Raw genomic sequence first — 21771 nt, forward strand, 5'->3', positions numbered from 1 at the left:
CTTCCCCGAACCAGCCAAAGACAACAACACTTGTCCTCAGACACCACGATCGCTCCAGAAGCGTTGACCTTTTCAGACCTCGGCCTTTCGCCGAAGGTCCTTTCCGCAGTCACCGATGCCGGCTACACGCAGCCGACGCCGATCCAGGCGGGCGCCATTCCGCATGCCTTGCTCGGCAAGGACGTACTGGGCATTGCCCAGACCGGCACCGGCAAGACGGCGTCTTTCGTGCTGCCGATGCTCACAAGGCTGGAAAAGGGCCGCGCCCGCGCCCGCATGCCGCGCACGCTGATCCTGGAACCGACGCGTGAGCTTGCCGCGCAGGTCGAGGAAAACTTCGTCAAATACGGCAAGAACCACAAGCTCAACATCGCGCTTTTGATCGGCGGCGTGTCGTTCGACGAACAGGACAAGAAGCTGGAGCGCGGCGCCGACGTGCTGATCGCGACGCCCGGCCGCCTGCTCGATCACCGCGAGCGCGGCAAGCTGTTGCTCAACGGCGTCGAGATCCTCGTCATCGACGAAGCGGACCGCATGCTCGACATGGGTTTCATCCCCGACATCGAGCGCATCTGCGAGATGATTCCGTTCACCAGGCAGACGCTGTTCTTCTCGGCGACGATGCCGCCGGAAATCACCAAGCTCACCGAACAGTTCCTGCATGCGCCGGTGCGTGTCGAGGTCTCGAAGGCCGCGTCCGCGGCGACCAACATCACCCAGCGGCTGGTCAAATCCGGCTCCAAGCCATGGGATAAGCGCGAGACGCTGCGCAACCTGATCAAGGCAGAGGATGCGGAGCTGAAGAATGCGATCATCTTCTGCAACCGCAAGGTCGAAGTGTCGGAACTGTTCCGCTCACTGCTGAAGTATGATTTCGACGCCGGTGCGCTGCATGGCGACATGGACCAGCGCGCGCGCATGCAGATGCTGGCCAATTTCCGCGACGGCAAGCTGCGCTACCTCGTCGCTTCCGATGTCGCCGCGCGCGGCCTCGACATCCCCGACGTCAGCCACGTCTTCAACTACGACGTGCCGATCCATGCCGAGGATTATGTCCACCGCATCGGCCGCACCGGCCGCGCCGGGCGCTCTGGAAAATCCTTCACCATCGCAACCAAGTCGGACACCAAATACATCGACGCCATCGAACGGCTGATCGGCAACAAGATCGAATGGCATGACGGCGACCTGTCGACAGTGGTCGCCAGCGAAGGCGAGGACGATGCTCCGCGCCGTGGCAAGGGTGCGCCACGTCGTGCCGGACGCAAGGACGACGATCGCAGGGAAAAGGGCGGCGAGCGCAAACCACGCGAACGCCATGCCAAGCACAGCGAAGATGCAGCACCGAAAACGGTCCCTGAGGATCAGCCGGGGGCCGAGGCTGCAGTCGCCGACATCGATGAGCGGCGCTCGCGCAAGGAAGCGATCCGTTCGGAAAACACCGAGCGCAAATCATCCGATCGCAACGAACAGCGGGCACCGGAACGCGGCGATACCCGGCCGCAGCGCGACAGCAACCGCCCTGCCCGCCAACGCCACCAGGAAGACAACGATTCCACCGTCGGCTTTGGCGACGACATGCCGGCCTTCATGCGGATCGTCGCCAAGGTCTGATATTGCGGCGCCTCGCGTCTTTTAGACGCGCAAAGTATGTCGTCGCTTGCGAAAGCCATCGGCGGCTAGAGGTTTTTGAGTTCCAGGCGGAACGCAAGCATATCCAGGAACGTGCGAACCTTGGCCGAGGATGACCTGCCTTCCGGCCACAAGGCGTGTATCGGTACCGGCACCGGTTCGAATTCGGTCAAGACCAACTCGACGCGACCCTCATCCACCAAATGCCTTATCTGCCAAAGAGGCGAGTAGCCCAAGCCCAATCCGTGGATTGCGGCGGCATAGATGGGCGTCATCAAATTGGACCGAAAAGCGCCGGTGACCTTGACCGCCCGGGGCTTGCCGTCAATCTGAAATATCCATTCACCCGGATGCTCGTCAACGGTTCGAACGATGCAGCTATGCGCACCCAGTTCAAAGGGATGGATCGGGCGACCGCGCTGTCCAAAGTAGGACGGTGCGCCGAATACGACGCGCCGCAACGCGCCCAGGCGTTTCGCTCGCAAGCTGGAATCCGGCAAATTGCCGATTCGTATCGCCAAATCGAGGCCTTCGGCACCGAGATCGACAAATCCATCGGAAAGCTGGAGGTCAACCTCGACCCGAGGATACATCCGCATGTACTCGGCGATGACAGGTACGAGGAAATCGGGACCGAACAGAACTGGGGCGCTCACGCGCAGGATGCCTGACGGCTCCGATCGCAGGTTGGCCGCTTGCAGCTGGGCTTCATTTATGTCCTCGATGGCGGGTTTGATGCGGTGGAAAAAAGCCGCTCCGGCTTCGCTCGGTGTCGAGCGGCGTGTTGTTCTGTGGACAAGTTCCACCCCGACTGATTCTTCCAATGTCGCCAAGGACCGGCTGATCGCCTGCAGCGAGCGGCTCAGTCGGCGTGCGGCAGCCGTCAGACTTCCCAGCTCGACGACTGCGATGAAAGCTTCAAAATCATCTATCCGGCTCATGAACTCTCCCGAAGATCGAGAGAATCTATCGCAATATCACGTAATTGTAACGCGCATCGCGACGTTTTATTTTCCTGCAAGAGGCCTCGAAAGGGCCGGCTTGATGGAAGGAAACGTCATGCGAGCATCCAATCCAACCGTCCTGGTGGTTGGCGCCACCGGCCGATTTGCCGGACTTGTCGTGCCTGAGCTTGTCCGCCGCAATGCCAGTGTTCGAGCACTCGTTCGCGATCATCCCGCGAACGTCGAAAAGGCCAGGAAACTCGGCGCATCCGAGGTCGTGACTGGAGATTTGCGCAACCATCGGAGTCTGGAAAGGGCCGTAGAGGGCGTCGACGGCGTCTTTCACATCGGGCCGGCTTTTGCCCCCGATGAAGCCGCGATGGGTGTTGCCATGGTTGAAGCGGCGAGCTGGGCAGGTGTTCGAAAATTCGTCTTCTCGTCGGTGATCCAGCCCACCAACACGAAGCTGGAAAACCATGCGAGCAAGGTGCCGGTCGAAGCTGCCCTTTATTCGACTGACATGGAATACACCATTCTGCACCCTGCCAATTTCATGCAGAACATCGAGGCGGCTTGGCCGTTCATTGTCGAGCACGGCGTCTTCTCGGAACCGTTTCCAACAACAGCCAAGCTGGCGCGTGTCGATTACCGCGATGTCGCCGAAGTGGCTGCGATCGCTTTGACCGAAGCGCGACTGTCCTATGCGACGCTAGAACTTTGCGCCGGCATGCACAGCCGTGACGAGATCGTTTCAATGATGGGCGAGGAACTCGGCCGCCCGATCTCCGCCGGCGAGCCGACATTTGGCGAATGGGCGGCGAATGCCCGCCTCCCCTACAGTGATGGTCAGATGCATCTGCTGGCCAAGGTTTTTGACCACTACGCCAACTATGGCCTCGGCGGAAACAGCCTGACATTGCGTGCCGCCCTGGGCCGCGAGCCACGCTCTTTACAAAGCTTCATTGGCGAACTGGCCCAACGAAATGCACGCGCCGCCTGATCGCACCGACCTCGCTCTACCCACTTTTTCTAACCAGGAGATTTTCATGTCACGCGATAGGGTTTTGAAATTGAGAAAACTACCGCCTTCCTACAGCACGGTGGTGATGCCGTTCGTTCTTTCAATCCTCATGTCCTGCATTGTCTCGGCGGTTTCGACCGCAATAGGCACGGGCTGGGCGGGCGATTTCGTGGCGACTTGGTCGTATGCATGGGGTGCATCATGGCTCGTCGCGTTTCCGAGCCTGCTGATGGTCCTTCCGATCGTACGCCGGATCGTCGCAATGATCGTCGATCAGCCCGCCCGCTCCTAGGGCGTGGACTCAGAAGCGCGCAGCCACATACGCCGCTGCAAGCTAATTTGCGGATCACAGTATCCGCCGGACAGGAGCAATCAATTGTCGGGAAGCGGCAACGGTGTATCACTCAAGGTCCGCAGGTAAGCGATGAGGTCCGCTCGCTGCTTCTCGTCCTGCAGACCCGGGAAAGTCATATCTGTTCCAGGCAAAGTGAGTGCGGGGTTTGAGATAAAAAAATTGAGTTCCTCAAAGGTCCAATCGCCACCAGCATCCTTTAGACTTGACGAATACTCGACATCGCCTTGCGAAGCCTTTCGCCGCCCCACGATGCCCCACAGATTGGCCTTTTTGGAAACCTTGACCCCCGGCGCTGCAAGATGGCAAGCCCCGCACGTTCTGCCGAAAATTTCTTTGCCCGATTCAGCGTTTGCCGATGCAAGTCGTGCCGAAATCGGCGCAATGGCCGGTCGACGGGCGCCATGACTGTGCAAGTAGGCCACGACGTCGTCGTGACCACCGAGCTTGGCCAAATGTATGGGCGGGCTTCCATTCGATGTCAGAGCATTGACATCTGCTCCAGCATCCACGAGGTGGATGACGCACTGAAGGCAGCCATTCTCGGCAGCCACGTGCAGCGGGGTCTGCGCTTTCGCCAAGTGATTTGGATTGGCCCCATTATCGAGTAACAGCTTCACGATGTCAGCGTACCCACCCTTGTTAGCGGCGTAGAGTGGCGTTCTTTGCCAACTGACGGGCAGGTTAACGTCCGCCCCACGATTGATCAGAAGTTTTGCCAAATCGACATTTCCGGCTTCGCAGGCGATATAGAGCGCCGTGACTCCATCAATTTCGTCAATAGGAGCGCCTTTGTCCAAGGCGGAAGTCACAGCTGCGACGTCACCATTCCTGACAAGATCACCTAAGTTGTTCGCTTGGGCGGGCAGTGCGACAAGCCAAAGGACCCACGCAGCCCTTATCGCCCACATGCGTCCCCGCTTGATCATTGTATCCTCCCTGATGAGAGCTCGATGACGGGTTTGTCTTAGAACAAGGGCTTGCTGGCGGGCGACATGGCAACGGTAGCCGAGAATGGCCGCTTTCGCCTCGGAAGCAGACATACGTGCTTGATCTAACCATGCCCACTTATGAGTTCATGCCCTAGCAAGCCCCACTCGCCCGTTACATCGGCCCAGGCATCATCTTGGTCGGTTTTTCCAGCATCGGAAACTCGGCCTTCGAGCATTTAACGTTTGGGTTCGTCGGACTGAACATGCCGTTCGGATTGTCCCCAAGCCAGGCATGAAGGTCGTAGTGGACGAACTCCCTCGGGATGAGCGGATAGTGCCCCTCCATCGGACCCATGAAGGTCTGGCCAAACAGCTTCGGCGGTTCCTTGATGTCCGGCGTCAGAGGCACCAGCCATTCCACGCCCACCAGGCGCAAGCCCTTCTTGGTCGGTTCGTAGATCAGCACATTGGGATGCATCGGGTCGAGTTTTTGACCGATACTCGGGACATTGACGAAATGGATGCCCATGGCGCCCTTCGGGTAATCCATCGCGCCGGCTATCTTTTCTCCACTGTAGTAGACGCAGCCGACCGTCGACAGATAGAGGTCGCGGACGGCGGCGGTGTAGTCCTCATACTTGGCGAGCGACTTTTTCAAGGCATCGATATCGGCCTTGTTGGCGTCCTCTGCCAGAGCCGTAGCGACGCCCAACCATGCGCCTACGAAACCCGTTAAAACGAGGACGCCGCAGCGCCCAAGGCTGGCTGTTCTTGTCATGCATTCCTCCCAGACTTTCTGATCTGGCCGTGCAAGACCGAGGCGGAAAAATGCTGATTGCGCGGCCAGTTACACCGCCTCATCCCCTCCGGAACAGCGACGATGCTATTCCTTTCCATGGTTGCGGGAAAGCATTATTTTAGCAGCAGCTAATTCTATAGCGCACCTGAAGAGCGCCGACGTCGGCTCAAACAAAAACGGCCCCACATGGGAGCCGTTTCGCATTGATTTGCCGAACAGCTCAGGTGAGCGGAGACAACTGGATCTCGACACGGCGGTTCTGGGCGCGGCCTTCGGCCGTCGCATTGGATGCGATCGGACGCGTCTTGCCGAAGCCGGTGACGGCGAAGCGGCGCTGATCGACGCCCTGACCGGACAGATAGTTCGCCACTGCCAGCGCGCGGCGCTGCGACAGATCGAAATTGTGCTGCTCTCCGCCAGTCGAATCGGTATGGCCGAAGACATCGACCGTGGTCTGCTTGAACTTCTTCAGCACCAGCGCGACCGAGTTCAGCACCTGGTAGAAGCCGGGCTTCACCGCATCCTGATCGACGTTGAAGGTGATGTCGGACGGCATGTTGAGGATGATCTGGTCGCCGCTGCGGGTGACGCTGACGCCAGTGCCCTCGAGCTGCCGGCGCAGCTCGGCTTCGTTCTGGTCCATGGTGGCGCCGATGGCGCCGCCGGCCAGCGCGCCGATGCCGGCGCCGATCAGTGCGTTGCGGCGGTCATTGCCGCCGGCAAGCAGGCCAAGGCTGGCACCCGCCAGGGCGCCGAGGCCGGCACCGGCCGCCGTGTTGGAAATCTTCTGGTCGCCCGTATACGGATCGGTGGTGGTGCAGGCGCTCACGAGCACAGCTGTCGCCACGACGACGAGCACAGTCTTTTTCATAGGATAGTCCCTCTCCAAGTCACGCCTTGCGGTGGCGCCAAATCAGCCCTTGTGGCGACTTGTACCATGAAATGCGGCAAAAAGCGGAACGGCAAAAGCGTCGCCCCCGGCTTTTCCCGAGGGAACCGATACAAGATCAGGCTACCAGAGATTTTTGCCGTCGATGACCACCACTTCGATATTGTCGAGGTCGAAATCATCGAACAAACGCGAGTTGACGCTGATCTTGGGATTGTCGAAATCCGGCTCGCCGGTCGACCAGTCCGGCGTTTCGGTGAAGGTGCCGCAGCCGCAGGTAGCGCAAAAACCGTGCTTAACGGTTTTCGATCCCCACCGGTAGAAAGAAACGTTCTCCATCGGGCTGGTGAGCTTGAACTGCGACGGGATGTAATAGGCCCAGAGCGAGCCACGTTTCGAGCAGAACGAACAGGTGCATTGCGTCACCGTCTGCGGTGCTTGCGAAACCTCGAACGTCGTCGCCTTGCAGTGACAGCTTGCCTTGATTGTCATGAACGCTTTCCTCTCCAATGCCCGCCGCCCTCGGGCAAAGGCACCATAAAGGAACGCCCCTGACAAGCATCTGTCAGCTATCACCGCGGACCCCCGAACGCCGCCTTGCTTTCAATAGGAACGCGGCGGCACGAACAGACAGATCGTCTTGCCGGCGTCGAGACCTGCCTGGTGTGCGCACCAATGGAATTCGCCGTCCGGGCTGTTCTTGACTCGCTTGTCGCTCATCGGAACGACCTCGCCCGTTCCGGCGATCACATAGCCCTCGGGCTTTTCCAGCACCTCACCCGTATGGGTCGTGCGGCAATCATAGTTTGCACAGCAGGCGAAGGGATAACTCCAGCCTTGTGGCTTTGCCGCCGTGGGCGTGGCGTCATGCGCCAAGGCAGGTGCCGTCAGCATTGCGATCGCGCCGATTGCGAACAGGGAAAACAGAAGGCGGCCAGCCGGTTGAACGGCATTGGCCGATCTGGGTGTGGCAGCAGACATGGAAACGTTCCTTTCAAACGAGCATCAAGCGTTTCGCTTGCCCGTTCCCGGAACGTGTCTTCCCAGTGGCCGGATCGTCAGGTCGCAGATATGCCGCGTCCGGCCATAAATGCTTTTTGTCTCCCAGCCCTTGGATGCTGGGCTGATTCCTTGGTCGGCGCAAGAAGATGCATTCCCGACATCGCACTACAGACGTCAGGTATCCGCTACCGCCGACGAGATGAGGCCAAGGTCAGTTCCCGGCAAACGGGCGTCGAATAAACGGGATTGGCCCGTTGTGGTTCCACCTATGGCCGGTCAGAGCCGGCAATCACGTGCTCTTGATATTGCGGCAGGTCATCGGTGATGGTGAACCAACCCGCCTTCGAACCGACGAAAATGTGCGCGGTCGGGCGGATGGATGGGTCGTCGACGAGGGTTCCCATGGCGACATGGACGTATGCGCCGTCGCGCACGAGCGAATAAAGCAACGAGCCGCACCGGCCGCAATGCGCGTCATGGCCGCTTTCGTCGCCGAAGATCAAAAGCTTGTCCTCGCCCTCGGTGAGAACAAGCTTTTCACGCTCGATACCGGCGAACGGCTTGAAGGCCGAACCGGTGGTGCGCCGGCAGTTCGAACAATGGCAGTTTGCCGCGTAGGCGAATTCGTCGGTCACCGCGTATTGCACAGCGCCGCACAGACATTTTCCGGCAAGCTTGCGAGCCATTGCCAATCCCGGTCTATGTGAGGGCCTAATCCAGGTCCGCCACGGCTTCGCCAGCCCCGCCTTCGATGCGCTGCGACAACGAGGCTTCCATGAAGTCGTCGAGGTCGCCATCGAGCACGCTCGACGGGCTGGTGCTCTCGACGCCGGTGCGCAGATCCTTCACCAACTGATAGGGCTGCAGCACATAGGAGCGTATCTGGTGACCCCAGCCGATATCGCTCTTCGACGCCTCGGTGGCGTTTGCAACCGCCTCACGCTTCTTCAGCTCTTCCTCGTAGAGGCGCGAGCGCAGCATCTCCCAGGCCTTGGCCTTGTTCTTGTGCTGCGAACGTTCGGCCTGGCAGGCGACCGCGATGCCGGTGGCAAGATGCGTGATACGCACCGCCGAATCGGTGGTGTTGACGTGCTGGCCGCCGGAGCCGGACGAGCGATAGGTGTCGATGCGGACGTCGGATTCGGAAACGTCGATCTCGATCGTGTCGTCGATGACCGGATAGACCCAGATGCTGGCGAAAGACGTGTGGCGGCGCGCATTGCTGTCATAGGGCGAAATACGCACCAGGCGATGCACGCCGGATTCCGTCTTCAGCCAGCCATAGGCGTTGTGGCCCTTGATCAGCAGCGTGGCGGACTTGATGCCGGCTTCCTCGCCGTCATGCATTTCCAGCACCTCGACCTTGAAACGGCGCCGCTCGGCCCAGCGCGTATACATGCGCAGCAGCATCGAGGCCCAGTCCTGGCTTTCGGTGCCGCCGGCCCCGGCATGGACTTCAAGATAGGTGTCGTTGGCGTCGGCCTCACCCGACAGCAGCGTCTCGACCTGGCGGGCCTTCGCTTCGCCCTGCATCGAGCGGATCGCTGCTTCGGCCTCGGCAATGACGCCCTCGTCGCCCTCTTCCTCGCCGAGTTCGATCAGGCCGATATTGTCTTCCAGCGCCTGCGTCAAACCTTTCACCGAGGCGATGCCTTCCTCGAGACCCTGGCGTTCGCGCATCAGCTTCTGCGCTTCCAGCGGTTCGTTCCAGAGGCTGGCGTCCTCGGCACGCACATTGAGGTATTCAAGCCGCTTTATGGCCTGATCCCAGTCAAAGATGCCTCCTCAGCAGGGTAATCGCCTGCCTGATCTCGTCGACAATATTCTGCGTTTCCGCGCGCATGGCTGGCTGTTCTGTCCTGTTTGCTGAAGTCGGTCGGCGCGATACATAGGGAGGCCGCCGCCGGCTGTAAAGCAAAATGGGCTGGCGCGAGGCCAGCCCATCCGCTCGTGAAAATCGTCAGTAGAGGCCGCCGCCGCCGGACTGGATGGCTTGATTGGCCTGCGGCGACAGCGCGCCACCGGTGGCATTGGAGCCATCGGCGCCCATGCCGATCACCCAATAGCTGTCGGCGGGACCGGTACCTGGCTTGAAGGCTTCGATGATGGTGCCGGGATCGCCCGAGGCGGCACGCATGCCGGTCTTGCGGTTGATGGCGACCAGATTCATGCCTTGCGGCACCTTGAAGTCGACATTGGGCGTGCCGTCCAGCGCCACCCGCATGAAATCCTTGAAGATTGGTGCGGCGAGACCGCCACCGGTGGCGCCGTGGCCAAGGCCGCGCGGCGTGTCGTAGCCCATGTAGAGGCCGACGACGAGGTTGGGCGTGAAACCGATGAACCAGGCGTCCTTTTCGTCGTTGGTCGTTCCGGTCTTGCCGGCGATGTGGCGGCCGAGTTCGCCGATGGTGGCGCCGGTGCCGCGCTGCACGACGCCTTCCATCATCGAAGTGATCTGATAGGCGGTCATCGGATCGAGCACCTGCTCGGAATTGTCGACCAGTTCCGGCTCCGGCTGGTTCTGCCATTCCTGCGCATTGCAGCCTTGGCAGCCGCGTTCGTCCTGCTTGAACACCGTCTTGCCGTAGCGGTCCTGGATGCGGTCGATGAGCGACGGTTTGATCGACTTGCCGCCATTGGCCATGATCGAATAGGCCGACACCATGCGCATCACGGTCGTTTCGCCGGAGCCCAGCGCCATCGGCAGATAGGGCGCCAGATGGTCGTAGACACCGAAGCGCTCGGCATATTCGACGACCAGCTTCATGCCCATGTCATTGGCAAGCCGCACCGTCATCAGGTTGCGCGACTTCTCGATACCGGAGCGCAGGGTCGCGGGGCCAGCGACGGTGCCGTCGTAATTCTTCGGCGTCCAGGTCGTATTGCCGCTCTGGATGGTGATCGGCCCGTCCATGATCACCGAGGCCGGCGTATAGCCATTGTCGAGCGCCGCCGAATAGACGATCGGCTTGAATGACGAGCCCGGCTGACGCATGGCTTGCGTCGCGCGGTTGAATTCGGACTGCGCGTAGGAGAAGCCGCCGACCATGGCCAGGACACGGCCGGTATGCGGATCCATGGCGATCAGGCCGCCCTCCACCTCGGGAACCTGGCGCAGGCTGTAGGCGCCATCGGCACCATCGTTCTTCTGCACGAAGACGACGTCGCCCGGCTTCAACACCTCCGCCGGCGACTTGGCCTTGACGGTCTTGCCGGCGACCACATGGCGCATGGCAAAACCCATGTCCTCCTTGCTGACAGTGCCTTCGACGCGTTCCTTGACGATCTCGCCCGATGCCTGGCGCGCCGGCTGCAGGCCGATCGACAGGCCGGTCGCCGAACTGTCGAGCACGACGGCCAGCGACCATTCGGGGACGTCCTCCAGCCCTTTGACGGCGCCCAGCGGCACGCCCCAGTCACCGGATACGTCGATCGACGTCACCGGTCCGCGATAACCGCGCAGCGTGTCATATTTCATCAACCCGCTCTGCATCGCCTTGCGGGCAATGAGCTGGATCTTCGGATCGAGCGTTGTGCGGACGGAAAGGCCGCCCTCGTAAAGCGCATTCTCGCCGTAACGGGCGATGATCTGGCGGCGCACTTCCTCGGTGAAGTACTCGCCGGCGAACAGATAGTTGCCGTTGCGGCGTGGCGTCACGCCCAGCGGCTCTGCCTTGGCCTTGTCGCCTTCCTCACGCGTAACGTAGCCATTCTCGACCATCTGGTCGATCACCCAGTTGCGGCGCTCCAGCGCACGATCGGCATGCTTGAAGGGGTGGTAGTTGTTCGGCCCTTTCGGCAGCGAAGCCAGATAGGCGGCTTCTGCCACGCTCAGCTCGTTGACCGACTTGTCGAAATAGGTCAGCGCCGCACCGGCGACGCCATAGGCGCCGAAGCCGAAGAAGATTTCGTTGAGGTAGAGCTCGAGAATACGATCCTTCGGATAGGCCTGCTCGATGCGGAAGGCGAGGATCATCTCCTTGATCTTGCGCTCGTAGGTCTGGTCCGAGGACAACAGGAAGTTCTTCGCCACCTGCTGGGTGATCGTCGACGCGCCGACCTGGCGCCGGCCCGAGCCGAGATTCTGCAGGTTGACGATGATGGCGCGGCCAAGGCCGGTCACGTCGATGCCGGGATGGTTGTAGAAGTTCTTGTCTTCCGCCGACAGGAAGGCCGCCTTGACGCGATCCGGTATGGCCTGGATCGGCAAATACAGGCGCCGCTCGCGAGCATATTCGGCCATCAGCGCGCCGTCCGACGAATGGATGCGGGTGGTCACAGGCGGCTCGTATTTGGCCAGCACCTCGTAGTCGGGCAAATCCTTCGACAAATGGCCGATGTAGATCGCAACGCCCGCCGCGACCAGAAGGGCCAGCGTCGTGCCGATGCCGAAAAAATAGCCAATGAGACGAATCATACCCGCTCCAGTCCTTGGTTCGGGAATTTCCTAAACGAAGCCGCCTTTCGCGCAAGCTTTCGAGCCGGTCCCAATCCGTAATCGAAAACCCTTGTCGCCACCATGTGGACAAAATACGGCAATGCCGAATTTCGCGGCTTCGCGCCGGAAATAAAAGCACCGGGTGTTGTCGCCGAGCCACGCTGCCTCTGGTTGCAGACACCGCCGGTCATGTCAGCCCCCGGCCCTCGCTCCGGCCTTGGCTGACGCGAAAAGCGCGACGGCATTGGTTATGCTTTGGGCCGCCTTGCCCCGCCAGTCGGCGTTGAGCAGCTGTGCCTCGTCCTTGGCGTTCGAGAGATAACCGAGTTCGACCAGCACGGACGGCACATCGGGTGCTTTCAGCACCTTGAAGCCCGCCGAACGCTGCGGATTGTTGATGAGGCCGACGCTGGTGGAAAGCTGGCCGACCAGCGTATGGGCGAAACTCATCGAGAAATTGTGCGTTTCGCGGCGGATCAGGTCGATCAGGATGTCGGTGACTTCCTTGCTGTCGTTCTTGATTTCCATGCCCGCGAACTGGTCGGAGAGGTTCTCCCGGTCGGCAAGCGCCTGCGCCTCGGGGTCCGAAGCCTTGTCGGAGACGGTATAGACGGTGGCGCCGCGAATGCCCTTGACGCTGATTGTGTCGGCATGGATGGAAATGAGCAGATCGGCCTCATGCTGCCGGGCAATGCGCACGCGGTCGTCCAGGCGCAGGAATTCGTCCGTGTCGCGCGTCATGAAGACATCGTAATTGCCGACGGCCGCGAGTTTGTCGCGCAGTTCCGTGGCGAAGGCCAGCGTGACGTTCTTCTCGATGGTGCCGTTCAGGCCCTCGGCGCCGCCGTCGATGCCGCCATGGCCGGGGTCGATGACGACGGTGAAGCGATGGCCGGGATTGGAGACCGGTCCGCTGCCAACCCGCCCGCCCTTGTCGGTAGAAACCGTCGATCCGGTGGTCAGCGCCTGATTGGCCAGTGCGGTGTCGAACTCGCGTGCGGAGGCCGCCGACATGTCGATGGCGATGCGGTAGCCGGTTGCGTCCTCGTTCTTGAGCACATCGAGCTTGTCGACGGCGAAGGGTCCCTTGCCGGTGAGAATCAGCCGCGAAACGCCCTCGGCGAGCTCGCCCAGGCGTACGCCTTTGACCAGGCCGCGTGCCTTCAAGTCCTTGGCATCAATGGCGAACCTCGTATTCGCGAGATCGATGACAAGACGGTTAGGCCCGCGCAGCAGGAACCATTTGACATCGGGTTCGCGATCGAAATCGATGACGATGCGCATCTTGGTGGCATCGCCGGCCATCTTGTAGCCTTTCGCCACGAGTGGAGCATCGGCGGCATTGGCGATTGAGGAAAAGCCCGAAGAGATCGCCAGCAGCAGCAAGAGGCAGAAGGCGCCGAGAATCCGGCCGCCAACACGACATCCCTTGTCTGTGAAGCCTGCCAGTCCCATCTCTTCTCCAGTCGCTCCGGTTTGGCGCAAGGCGCCCCGTCGTTTCGTCGAACTGCCGGTTAGGCCGCGAACTCGATTAACGATTGGTATCCAGAGAAGGTTAACCAAGCCTTTTCATGGAAGGGTCGAAACCCAGGCTTACGTTACGGAACTGCTTTTTGCCGGCATCGGAAATCGGGGTTGCCTTCCACCCCGCCAAATCATAAAAGCGATGGTGGATCACTGCAATCCTGGAACCGCCCTCCTCCGCAGCTTCCTGCTACAGGGTCAGATGAAAAAGGCGGCTCCTTTCGCTTCACGCGAAAAGGGTCCAGGTGATCGCGACGAATTTCGCAGGTGTGCGCCCGTGGCGGGGGAATCGCCTGCGTGAGGAAAACGGCCGGGTTTGTTCCCGCGCCGGCTCTGTATGAGCAAACAAGCTGGTCCGGTTCGCCCGGGCTTTGGTTCAAAAAGGTTCTGCTGGTGACGATGGCTTCAAGCGCAATCATGGAAAGGTCCGCATCAAACCGCGCCAGTATGGCTGCGGGCGGCACCGCCATGGCGCTCAAGCGGCGGCCGGCGGACATTCAGACATCCGGCACCCACACTCCAGACACGCAGCAGCGGGCTTTGCCCCGCAAGCTGCGGCTGACGGCTGCCGGGAGGAAACGAAATAATGCCCAACAAAATGCTGATAGACGCCTCCCACCCGGAGGAAACACGCGTTGTCGTCGTACGCGGTAACCGTATTGAAGAATTCGACTTTGAATCCCAGGACAAGAAGCAGCTCAAAGGAAACATCTACCTAGCCCGCGTAACGCGCGTAGAGCCCTCCCTTCAGGCAGCCTTTGTCGAATATGGCGGCAACCGTCACGGTTTTCTCGCCTTCAGTGAAATACACCCCGACTACTACCAGATCCCGGTCGCCGATCGTCAGGCACTGCTGCGCGCGGAAGCGCAGGAGGCTGAGGACGAGGAGAACGAGGACGGCGACGGCGATGATCGCCAGAGCCGCGATCGTGGACGGCGCGGCCGCCGGCGCGGCGGCAAGCCCCGCGACCGCGGCGAGCACAAGCGCGATGCAGCCGAATCCGGCGAGGCAAGCGAAGCTGCCGACGAGGCAAGCGAAGCTGCCTGGGCAAGCGAAGGCGCTGGCGCTACTGTCGAGGACATCTCTCACACGTCAGAGATCATCGAACATGCTGCCGATACTTCGGAACATGCCGATACTTCGGAACATGCCGATGCGTCCGGACATGGCGAGGATTCCGCTGATGAGGACGAAGCCGAAACCCGCGAGGGCGGCCCGACGTCGATCGCCGCCTCGGTCGAAGCCGATGTGATTTCCGACGTCGTCCCGCAGGCCGAACAAGGCAGCGAAGCGACGTCCGGCGACAATGATCGCGGCATGCTGGAGGAAGTACAGTCCTCGCATGCGGACGATCATGAGGTCGAATCGGTCGGTGCCGAGGACGCGCTGGAAGAGGTGCGCAACCGCCGCAAGCCGGTGCGCCGCCAGTACAAGATCCAGGAAGTGATCAAGCGCCGGCAGATCCTGCTGGTGCAGGTCGTCAAGGAAGAGCGCGGCAACAAGGGTGCGGCCCTGACCACCTATCTGTCGCTCGCCGGCCGCTATTCGGTGCTGATGCCGAACACGGCACGTGGCGGCGGCATTTCGCGCAAGATCACCAGCGCGGTCGACCGCAAACGCCTCAAGGAGGTCGTTGCCGATCTCGAAGTGCCGCAAGGCATGGGCGTCATCCTGCGCACCGCCGGCGAGAGCCGCACCAAGGCCGAGATCAAGCGCGATTACGAATATCTGATGCGGCTTTGGGAAAATGTCCGCAGTCTCACCTTGCAGTCCACGGCCCCTGCCCTGGTCTATGAGGAAGGAAGCCTGATCAAGCGCTCGGTGCGCGACCTCTACAACAAGGATATCGACGAGATTCTTGTCTCCGGCGAGGAAGGCTACCGCGAGGCCAAGGACTTCATGCGCATGCTGATGCCGAGCCACGCGAAGGTGGTTCAGCCGTTCCGCGACACGACGCCGATCTTCGTGCGCAACGGCATCGAGGCGCAGCTCGACCGCATGCTGCAGCCGCAGGTGACGCTGAAGAGCGGCGGTTACATCATCATCAACCAGACCGAGGCGCTGGTTGCCATCGACGTCAATTCGGGCCGCTCCACCAAGGAGCACTCGATCGAGGACACCGCGCTCCACACCAATCTGGAAGCGGCCGAGGAAGTCGCGCGCCAGCTCAGGCTGCGCGATCTCGCCGGCCTGATCGTCATCGACTTCATCGACATGGAGGAGAACCGCAACAACCGCTCCGTCGAGAAGCGGTTGAAGGATCACCTCAAGAACGATCGCGCGCGCATCCAGGTCGGCCGTATCTCGCATTTCGGCCTGATGGAGATGTCACGCCAGCGCATCCGCGCCAGCGTGCTGGAATCGACCATGAAGCCCTGCCCGCATTGCGGCGGCACCGGCCATGTGCGCTCCGATTCGTCGGTCGCGCTGATGGTGGTGCGGGCGATCGAGGAATTCCTCCTCAAGGATTCGCGCAGCCACATCACGGTGCGGACACCGGCGGCGACCGCACTCTACGTGCTCAACCACAAGCGCGGCACGCTGGTGGAACTCGAAAGCCGCTTCGGGCTGACGATCACCATCGAGGCCGACGATTCGGTTGGTTCGCAGCACTATGCGATCTTCCGCGGCGCGCTGGCTGAAAAGCCGGAAGGCTTTGTCGAGTTGCGCAGCCTGCCGGCCTATGTCGAGCGGGAAGAGGCCGACGACGAGATTGTCGTCATCGAGGAAGAGGATGAGGCGCCGGTGCAGGCCGAACAACCGCGCCAGCAGCCGCAGCAACAGCCCCGCCCCGCTGCCGGTGGCGAAGAAGGCGAAGGCCGCGACCGGAAGCGTCGCAAGCGCCGGCGTCGTCGCGGCGGCAAGGATCGCGACCGCGAACATGGCGCACCTGCGGAAGGGACTTCCGTCTCCGCACCAGCCGGTGAGTTTTCGGACTCAGCCGACGGCGAGGCGGAAGCGGACGAGAACGTCCCTGTTGGTGTTGCCGAAGCTTCCGAAACGGTTGAGGCATCGGACGAGGGTCAAGGCACTTCGGACGAAGGCCTGGGCACTTCGGATGAAGGCCTGGGCACTTCGGACGAAGGCCCGGGCAAGAAGCGTCGGCGCGGCAAGCGCGGCGGCAAACGCAATCGCCGCGAAGACGGCGAAGGCGAAGCCGAGGCAAGCGCCGGCGAAACAGCCGACGTGTCTGAAGGCGCAACCGAGGTGATCGCCAGCGAGCCGGTCGTTGCCGCACCAGCCGAAGAGCCGGTGGCGCTTGCTCCGGCCAATGACGACGCACCGAGCACGGAGAAGCCGAAGAAGCCACGCCGTGTCGCCAAGCCGAAGAAGGCGGCGGCCGAAATCGTCGCGGACGAACCGGCCATCAAGGCGGAAGCTCCGGCCGAGACGCCGGCCACTGCGTCAGACGAGGCAGCAGCAGCCGTCGAGGCGGCACCGAAGGCCCGCCCGTCGCGGCGCAAGCCGGCGGTGAATGCGCCGGTCGAGCCGGTGGTGTCTTCGACCGTCGCGGAAGAACCCGCGGCCAAGACCGAGGACAAGCCGAAGCGCGCCGGCTGGTGGCAGCGGAAGGGCTTTTTCTAAACCTTTCAAGCATTTGAACTGATTTTCTGACAAAACGAATCCCGCGCCATCGAAAGACGGCGCGGGATTTTCATATCTGGCGTCATGACGGGTCGCGAACGGTTAAGGCGCGAAGATCGACCAGTTCATCATCCTGGCCAGCTTTTCCAGCGCGATCGACCCCAGCTTGGAATTGCCGTTGGCATTGAGGCCGGGCGACCAGACGGCAAGCGAAGCCACGCCCGGCACGATGCCCAATATGCCGCCGCCGACGCCGCTCTTGCCGGGGATGCCGACGCGGAAGGCAAAATCCCCGGAGCCGTCATAGTGGCCGCAGGTCAGCATCATCGCGCCGATGCGGCGTGCCCGCTCTGCCGACACCACGGAATGCCCGGTCGCCGGGTTCTTGCCGCCATTGGCGAGGAAGCGGCCGGCGAGCGCCAGTTGCCGGCAACTCATGGCGATGGCGCAGTGATGGAAGTAGACGCCCAGCGCCAGCTCCGGCGCATGGTGGAGATTGCCGAAGGATTTCATGTAGTTGGCAAGCGCGAAGTTGCGATATCCGGTGGCGCGTTCGGACGCGGCGACCTCGCGATCGATGATGATCGTCTCGTCGTCGGCCAGAAACTGGATGAAGCGCAGGATCTCGCCGATCGCCTCGCGCGGCTGGTGGCCGGCGAGCAGGATGTCGGAAATGACGATGGCGCCGGCATTGATGAACGGATTGCGCGGAATGCCGTTCTCGTGCTCGAGCTGCACGATCGAGTTGAACGGATTGCCTGACGGTTCGCGCCCGACCCGCTGCCACAGCGCGTCGCCGACATTGCCGAGCGCCAATGTCAGGGTGAACACTTTCGAGATGCTCTGGATCGAAAACACCTGTTCGGCGTCACCCGCCATTAGCACGCGGCCGTCATTGGTGACCGCGGCGATGCCGAACTTCTTCGGATCGACCTTGCCCAGCTGCGGAATGTAGGAAGCGACGTCACCGCGATCGGTGCGATCGGCCATTTCGGCGGCGACTTCAGCCAATGCCTGATCAAGTTTGGGGGCCTGATCAAGTTTGGGGGCCTGTTCGAGTTCCGGCATGGCTCTACCTCAACCAGCGTTCGATGCGCGCCATTGCCTCGACCATGTCGTCGTGGCTGCCGGCGTAGGAAAACCGCATCGTGCGGTGCCCCGCCTGAGTGTCGAAGTCCCGGCCGGGCGTTGCCGCCACATGCGCTTCAGCCAGCATTTTTCGCGCAAAGGCCATGCTGTCGTTGGTGTGCCTGGTGACATCGCAGAAGGCATAGAAGGCGCCGTCCATGGGCGCCGCCAGCGGAAAGCCGAGTTCCGGCAGGCGTTTCATCAACAGCTGGCGATTCCAAGCGTAACGGCCTTTCACCGCCTCCAGTTCGTCGGTCGCCCTGAACGCCTCGATCGCGGCGACCTGCGACAGTTCCGGCGGCGAGATGTAGAGGCTCTGGGCGACGCGCTCGACCGGCCGCACCAGGCCTTCCGGCAGCACCATCCAGCCGATGCGCCAGCCGGTCATGCAATAGTATTTGGAGAAGGAATTGATCACTGTCACGTCGCCTCCATAGGCAAGCGCCGTGGTGTCGGGGGCGGCATAGGCCAGCCGGTGGTAGATCTCGTCGGAGATGACAGCGATGCCGAGTTCTTGTGCCGTCCTCACCAGGGCCGCCAGTTCATCGGCCGGAATGACCGCGCCGGTCGGATTGGCTGGGCTTGCGAAGAGCACGCCCTTCAGCGGTTTCTCGCGGTGCGCGGTCTCGAGATGGCCTGCATGCAGGTAGGCGGCGTCGCCGAGTTCGATCTCGACCACATCGATGCCCAGCGCGGCCATGATGTTGCGGTAGGCGGGATAGCCGGGCGCCGCGATGGCAACGCGGTCACCCGGATCGAACATCGCCAGGAAGGCGAGGTTGAAGGCGGCCGACGATCCGGTGGTGACCGCGATCCGGTCGGGCTCGATCTCAAGCCTATAGTGATCGGCGTAGTGTCCGGCGATCGCCTTGCGCAAACCTGCCAGGCCCAGCGCGTCGGTATAGCCGATGCGTCCGTCCTGCAGCGCCTTGGTCGCGGCCGCGCGAACCAGGACCGGTGCCGGGTCGGAAGGCTGGCCGACGGCCATCGAAACAACCGGCACACCCTCGGCCTTCAGCCGGTTTGCCTCTGCCAGAATGTCCATGGCATGGAAGGGCTCGACATTGCCACGGCGTGAGAGTGAAACGACCATTTTATCCCTATCCCGACGATCAAGCGCGCCAAGCCCCTGGCGCATGTGCCGCACAAATGCCCGATTGATGTGAGGATCACAAGTTGAGGAAGTTTCCGGCGCCGACTTTTCATCTTTCGCCCGCTCGTCTACCAGTGGAGCCATCATGTTGAGCCGACCCAGATCGACGATTGCCCAGGCAGCGCGCGTCTTCGCGACGCTTTCGCTTGGCATTGTCGTCGCAATGGCGAGTTCGGTCAGCGCCTTCGCCCAGAACGTGCCGGTTGTGCGCGACGCCGAGATCGAGGCGCTGGTGCGCGACTACGCGCGGCCGATCTTCAAGGCGGCGGGCCTGGCGAATGACGGCATCGACATCGTCCTGGTCAACGACCAGAGTTTCAACGCCTTCGTCACCGGGCGCCGGCTGTTCATCAACACCGGCGCGCTGATGACGGCCGAAACGCCCAACGAAATCATCGGCGTCATTGCCCACGAAGCGGGCCATATCGCCGGCGGCCACCAGCAGAAACTGCGCGACCAGCTCGAACGCGCCAAGACGATGGCCGTCATTGCGACGTTGCTTGGCGCCGGCGCCATGGTCGCCGGTGCGACCACCAACAGCCGCGGCCTCGCCGGTGCGGGCATGGGCGTGGCGGCCGGCGGCGGCGAGATGGCACAGCGCAGCATCCTCGCCTACCAGCGCACCGAGGAGATGACGGCCGACCGCTCGGCGATCACCTATCTCAACGCCACCGGCCAGTCCGGCATGGGCATGCTGAAGACGTTCCACCGCTTCCAGACTGCGCTGTCGCTTTCGGGCGCGCAAGTCGATCCTTACCGGATCAGCCATCCGATGCCGCAGGATCGTATCTCCAACCTCGAAGTGCTGGTGAAACAGAGCCCCAATGTCGACAGGCTGGACCCGCCCGCGCTGCAGCAGCGCCATGACATGGTGCGGGTGAAGATCGCCGTCTACATGGAAGGCCAGGCGGCGGCGTCGCGGCTGATGCGAAAGATGCACGGGACCCTCGCCGCGCTATATGGCGACGCCCAGTCGACCTACCTGTTCGGCAACATCGCCGCCGCGCTCGCCAAGACCAATGCACTGATCAAGGCTCAGCCGAAGAACGCTTATTTCCAGGAACTGCGCGGCGACATCCTGATGAAGGCAAACAAGCCCAAGGAAGCCGCCGACGCCTACGCCAAGGCGATCAGCCTCGATACGGCACGGTCCGGCCTGCTGCCGGTGTCCATGGGACAGGCGCTGATGGCCGTCGGCACGCCCGACTCTCTGAAAAAAGCAGTCGTGCAGATCAACAACGGCCTCGGGCGCGACAAGGAAAATTCAGCCGGATACCGCTATCTGGCACAGGCCTATGGCGAGTTGGGCGATATACCGGGCGCGGAACTCGCCACCGCCGAAGGCCATTTCTATTCTGGTAACTACAAGGATGCGAAGATTTTCGCCATGCGGGCGCAGCAGCAGATGAAACGCGGCGAGCCGCGCTGGCTTCGCGCCCAGGATATCATAAACTACAAGCCATCAACCAAGATCAAGTGAACCTTCCGGTCGCGCGCTGCGACATAGCCAGACCGGAAACAGGTAGAAGGAACGGAACGATGAAAAAGGCACTGCTGCTGGGCACCACGGGGGTTGCGGTCGCGCTGGCCATGCTGGCTTTCGGATTCGTGGCCGGAAACCCGCAGACTGCCAGGGCTGGCACCGCACAGCCAGTCGAGACGGCGGCGGCCGACACCAAGATCGACCGCACCGAGGTCGAAGGCATCATCCGCGATTATCTCCTGAAGAACCCGGAAGTGCTTCTGGAGGTCCAGGACGCGCTTGAGGCCAAGCAGAAGGAAGAGCAACGCATCGCACATCTCGGCGTGATCAAGAACGCCAAGGACCAGATCTTCAATTCGTCCTTCGACGGCGTCGTCGGCAACCCGAACGGCAAGGTCACCATCGTCGAGTTCTACGACTACAATTGCGGCTTCTGCAAACGCGCCATCGATGACATGCGGGCGCTGACCAAGTCCGATCCGGATTTGCGCTTCGTGCTCAAGGAATTCCCCATCCTCGGACCGGATTCGCAGAAGGCGAGCGTCGTTTCGATGGCCTTCCACCTGATGAAGCCGGAAAAGTACGGCGAGTTCCACAATGCACTGCTCGGCGGCCAGGGGCGCGCCACCGAGGCGGCAGCCATCAAGGTCGCGCTGTCGCTCGGTGCCGACGAAGCGGCGCTGCGCGAGAAAATGAAGGACCCGACAATCAACGAGGCCCTCGCCAAGACCTACGACCTTGCCAACAAGCTGGCGATCACCGGAACGCCATCCTATGTCGTCGGCAACGAGGTCGTGTTCGGGGCGCTTGGACAGGAAGTGCTGGCTGAAAAGATCGAGGCGGCGAAAGCCGCGCTTTGATCTTGCTCGTGAGCCTATTTCTCACGGG

General features: G+C 61.8%; 19 protein-coding genes. 6 read left to right on the top strand and 13 right to left on the bottom strand.

The genetic code is table 11. The features are described 5' to 3' along the window. Positions 1 to 30 precede the first annotated feature (30 nt). On the top strand, positions 31 to 1614 hold the full coding sequence (locus ACSQ3L_RS20975) for a DEAD/DEAH box helicase (protein WP_436161650.1): 1584 nt from the start codon (positions 31 to 33) through the stop codon (positions 1612 to 1614). Between the two features lie 65 nt (positions 1615 to 1679). Here ACSQ3L_RS20975 and ACSQ3L_RS20980 read toward each other — a convergent pair whose 3' ends face one another. After that, the gene (locus ACSQ3L_RS20980; RefSeq protein ID WP_436161651.1) at positions 1680 to 2573 is read right to left on the bottom strand and encodes a LysR substrate-binding domain-containing protein; all 894 of its coding nucleotides are present in this window, start codon (positions 2571 to 2573) and stop codon (positions 1680 to 1682) included. A gap of 118 nt (positions 2574 to 2691) precedes the next feature. Here ACSQ3L_RS20980 and ACSQ3L_RS20985 point away from each other — a divergent pair, with 118 nt between their 5' ends. Then, positions 2692 to 3576 carry an NmrA/HSCARG family protein gene (locus tag ACSQ3L_RS20985; protein ID WP_436163496.1) on the top strand — a complete coding sequence of 295 codons (885 nt, stop codon included), beginning with the start codon at positions 2692 to 2694 and terminating at the stop codon, positions 3574 to 3576. Between the two features lie 46 nt (positions 3577 to 3622). Further along, on the top strand, positions 3623 to 3889 hold the full coding sequence (locus ACSQ3L_RS20990; RefSeq protein WP_436161652.1) for a DUF2798 domain-containing protein: 267 nt from the start codon (positions 3623 to 3625) through the stop codon (positions 3887 to 3889). A gap of 80 nt (positions 3890 to 3969) precedes the next feature. On the opposite strand, the gene ACSQ3L_RS20995 is transcribed toward ACSQ3L_RS20990, so the two are convergent. The 10 genes from ACSQ3L_RS20995 to ACSQ3L_RS21040 form a co-directional block, all read right to left on the bottom strand. Then, entirely contained in the window at positions 3970 to 4878 is a 909-nt protein-coding gene (locus ACSQ3L_RS20995; RefSeq protein ID WP_436161653.1) for an ankyrin repeat domain-containing protein, read from the bottom strand. A gap of 175 nt (positions 4879 to 5053) precedes the next feature. After that, positions 5054 to 5659 carry a hypothetical protein gene (locus ACSQ3L_RS21000; protein ID WP_436161654.1) on the bottom strand — a complete coding sequence of 202 codons (606 nt, stop codon included), beginning with the start codon at positions 5657 to 5659 and terminating at the stop codon, positions 5054 to 5056. Positions 5660 to 5900: 241 nt separating this feature from the next. Next, positions 5901 to 6551: an OmpA family protein gene (locus ACSQ3L_RS21005; RefSeq protein ID WP_292189904.1), complete on the bottom strand. Its 651-nt coding sequence runs from the start codon at positions 6549 to 6551 to the stop codon at positions 5901 to 5903. Positions 6552 to 6692: 141 nt separating this feature from the next. Then, positions 6693 to 7061, bottom strand: coding sequence for a GFA family protein (locus tag ACSQ3L_RS21010; RefSeq protein WP_436161655.1), 369 nt, complete (start codon positions 7059 to 7061; stop codon positions 6693 to 6695). A 111-nt stretch (positions 7062 to 7172) separates the two neighbouring features. Further along, on the bottom strand, positions 7173 to 7550 hold the full coding sequence (locus ACSQ3L_RS21015; protein ID WP_292189900.1) for a hypothetical protein: 378 nt from the start codon (positions 7548 to 7550) through the stop codon (positions 7173 to 7175). Positions 7551 to 7837: 287 nt separating this feature from the next. Beyond that, positions 7838 to 8257 carry a GFA family protein gene (locus tag ACSQ3L_RS21020; RefSeq protein ID WP_436161656.1) on the bottom strand — a complete coding sequence of 140 codons (420 nt, stop codon included), beginning with the start codon at positions 8255 to 8257 and terminating at the stop codon, positions 7838 to 7840. 25 nt (positions 8258 to 8282) lie between these two features. Continuing rightward, positions 8283 to 9414 (bottom strand): peptide chain release factor 2 gene (prfB, locus tag ACSQ3L_RS21025; RefSeq protein ID WP_436161657.1). Its coding sequence is split into 2 segments (ribosomal slippage): positions 8283 to 9347 and positions 9349 to 9414, totalling 1131 coding nucleotides; the frame shifts between segments, so codons are not numbered across the junction. A gap of 117 nt (positions 9415 to 9531) precedes the next feature. Beyond that, the gene (locus tag ACSQ3L_RS21030; protein WP_436161658.1) at positions 9532 to 11988 is read right to left on the bottom strand and encodes a penicillin-binding protein 1A; all 2457 of its coding nucleotides are present in this window, start codon (positions 11986 to 11988) and stop codon (positions 9532 to 9534) included. Positions 11989 to 12201: 213 nt separating this feature from the next. After that, the gene (locus ACSQ3L_RS21035) at positions 12202 to 13464 is read right to left on the bottom strand and encodes an N-acetylmuramoyl-L-alanine amidase (RefSeq protein ID WP_436161659.1); all 1263 of its coding nucleotides are present in this window, start codon (positions 13462 to 13464) and stop codon (positions 12202 to 12204) included. A gap of 200 nt (positions 13465 to 13664) precedes the next feature. Beyond that, positions 13665 to 14030 carry a hypothetical protein gene (locus tag ACSQ3L_RS21040; protein ID WP_436161660.1) on the bottom strand — a complete coding sequence of 122 codons (366 nt, stop codon included), beginning with the start codon at positions 14028 to 14030 and terminating at the stop codon, positions 13665 to 13667. Between the two features lie 89 nt (positions 14031 to 14119). Between ACSQ3L_RS21040 and ACSQ3L_RS21045 the strand changes: the two genes are divergently transcribed. After that, a complete protein-coding gene (locus ACSQ3L_RS21045; protein WP_436161661.1) occupies positions 14120 to 17119 on the top strand; it encodes an Rne/Rng family ribonuclease in 3000 nt (999 codons plus the stop codon). 102 nt (positions 17120 to 17221) lie between these two features. On the opposite strand, the gene ACSQ3L_RS21050 is transcribed toward ACSQ3L_RS21045, so the two are convergent. Both ACSQ3L_RS21050 and ACSQ3L_RS21055 read right to left on the bottom strand, forming a co-directional pair. Further along, entirely contained in the window at positions 17222 to 18187 is a 966-nt protein-coding gene (locus ACSQ3L_RS21050; RefSeq protein ID WP_436161662.1) for a glutaminase, read from the bottom strand. A gap of 4 nt (positions 18188 to 18191) precedes the next feature. Further along, positions 18192 to 19340 (bottom strand): pyridoxal phosphate-dependent aminotransferase, encoded by a 1149-nt coding sequence (locus tag ACSQ3L_RS21055; RefSeq protein ID WP_436161663.1) that lies wholly within the window; start codon positions 19338 to 19340, stop codon positions 18192 to 18194. A 145-nt stretch (positions 19341 to 19485) separates the two neighbouring features. On the opposite strand from ACSQ3L_RS21055, the gene ACSQ3L_RS21060 reads away from it, so the two are divergent. Together ACSQ3L_RS21060 and ACSQ3L_RS21065 are read left to right on the top strand one after the other, a co-directional pair. Beyond that, the gene (locus tag ACSQ3L_RS21060) at positions 19486 to 20880 is read left to right on the top strand and encodes a M48 family metalloprotease (protein ID WP_436161664.1); all 1395 of its coding nucleotides are present in this window, start codon (positions 19486 to 19488) and stop codon (positions 20878 to 20880) included. A 59-nt stretch (positions 20881 to 20939) separates the two neighbouring features. Next, a complete protein-coding gene (locus ACSQ3L_RS21065; protein ID WP_436161665.1) occupies positions 20940 to 21743 on the top strand; it encodes a DsbA family protein in 804 nt (267 codons plus the stop codon). Positions 21744 to 21771 lie beyond the last annotated feature (28 nt).

The organism is Mesorhizobium sp. LjRoot246, from assembly GCF_964254115.1.
Taxonomy (GTDB): Bacteria; Pseudomonadota; Alphaproteobacteria; order Rhizobiales; family Rhizobiaceae; genus Mesorhizobium.

What these genes read in the sequence shown, in the direction of transcription:
- ACSQ3L_RS20980 (WP_436161651.1), bottom strand. Translation starts at nt 2,573, where the DNA reads ATGAGCCGGATAGATGATTTTGAAGCTTTCATCGCAGTCGTCGAGCTG.
- ACSQ3L_RS20985 (WP_436163496.1), top strand. Translation starts at nt 2,692, where the DNA reads ATGCGAGCATCCAATCCAACCGTCCTGGTGGTTGGCGCCACCGGCCGA.
- ACSQ3L_RS20990 (WP_436161652.1), top strand. Translation starts at nt 3,623, where the DNA reads ATGTCACGCGATAGGGTTTTGAAATTGAGAAAACTACCGCCTTCCTAC.
- ACSQ3L_RS20995 (WP_436161653.1), bottom strand. Translation starts at nt 4,878, where the DNA reads ATGATCAAGCGGGGACGCATGTGGGCGATAAGGGCTGCGTGGGTCCTT.
- ACSQ3L_RS21000 (WP_436161654.1), bottom strand. Translation starts at nt 5,659, where the DNA reads ATGACAAGAACAGCCAGCCTTGGGCGCTGCGGCGTCCTCGTTTTAACG.
- ACSQ3L_RS21005 (WP_292189904.1), bottom strand. Translation starts at nt 6,551, where the DNA reads ATGAAAAAGACTGTGCTCGTCGTCGTGGCGACAGCTGTGCTCGTGAGC.
- ACSQ3L_RS21010 (WP_436161655.1), bottom strand. Translation starts at nt 7,061, where the DNA reads ATGACAATCAAGGCAAGCTGTCACTGCAAGGCGACGACGTTCGAGGTT.
- ACSQ3L_RS21015 (WP_292189900.1), bottom strand. Translation starts at nt 7,550, where the DNA reads ATGTCTGCTGCCACACCCAGATCGGCCAATGCCGTTCAACCGGCTGGC.
- ACSQ3L_RS21020 (WP_436161656.1), bottom strand. Translation starts at nt 8,257, where the DNA reads ATGGCTCGCAAGCTTGCCGGAAAATGTCTGTGCGGCGCTGTGCAATAC.
- ACSQ3L_RS21030 (WP_436161658.1), bottom strand. Translation starts at nt 11,988, where the DNA reads ATGATTCGTCTCATTGGCTATTTTTTCGGCATCGGCACGACGCTGGCC.
- ACSQ3L_RS21035 (WP_436161659.1), bottom strand. Translation starts at nt 13,464, where the DNA reads ATGGGACTGGCAGGCTTCACAGACAAGGGATGTCGTGTTGGCGGCCGG.
- ACSQ3L_RS21040 (WP_436161660.1), bottom strand. Translation starts at nt 14,030, where the DNA reads ATGTCCGCCGGCCGCCGCTTGAGCGCCATGGCGGTGCCGCCCGCAGCC.
- ACSQ3L_RS21045 (WP_436161661.1), top strand. Translation starts at nt 14,120, where the DNA reads ATGCCCAACAAAATGCTGATAGACGCCTCCCACCCGGAGGAAACACGC.
- ACSQ3L_RS21050 (WP_436161662.1), bottom strand. Translation starts at nt 18,187, where the DNA reads ATGCCGGAACTCGAACAGGCCCCCAAACTTGATCAGGCCCCCAAACTT.
- ACSQ3L_RS21055 (WP_436161663.1), bottom strand. Translation starts at nt 19,340, where the DNA reads ATGGTCGTTTCACTCTCACGCCGTGGCAATGTCGAGCCCTTCCATGCC.
- ACSQ3L_RS21060 (WP_436161664.1), top strand. Translation starts at nt 19,486, where the DNA reads ATGTTGAGCCGACCCAGATCGACGATTGCCCAGGCAGCGCGCGTCTTC.
- ACSQ3L_RS21065 (WP_436161665.1), top strand. Translation starts at nt 20,940, where the DNA reads ATGAAAAAGGCACTGCTGCTGGGCACCACGGGGGTTGCGGTCGCGCTG.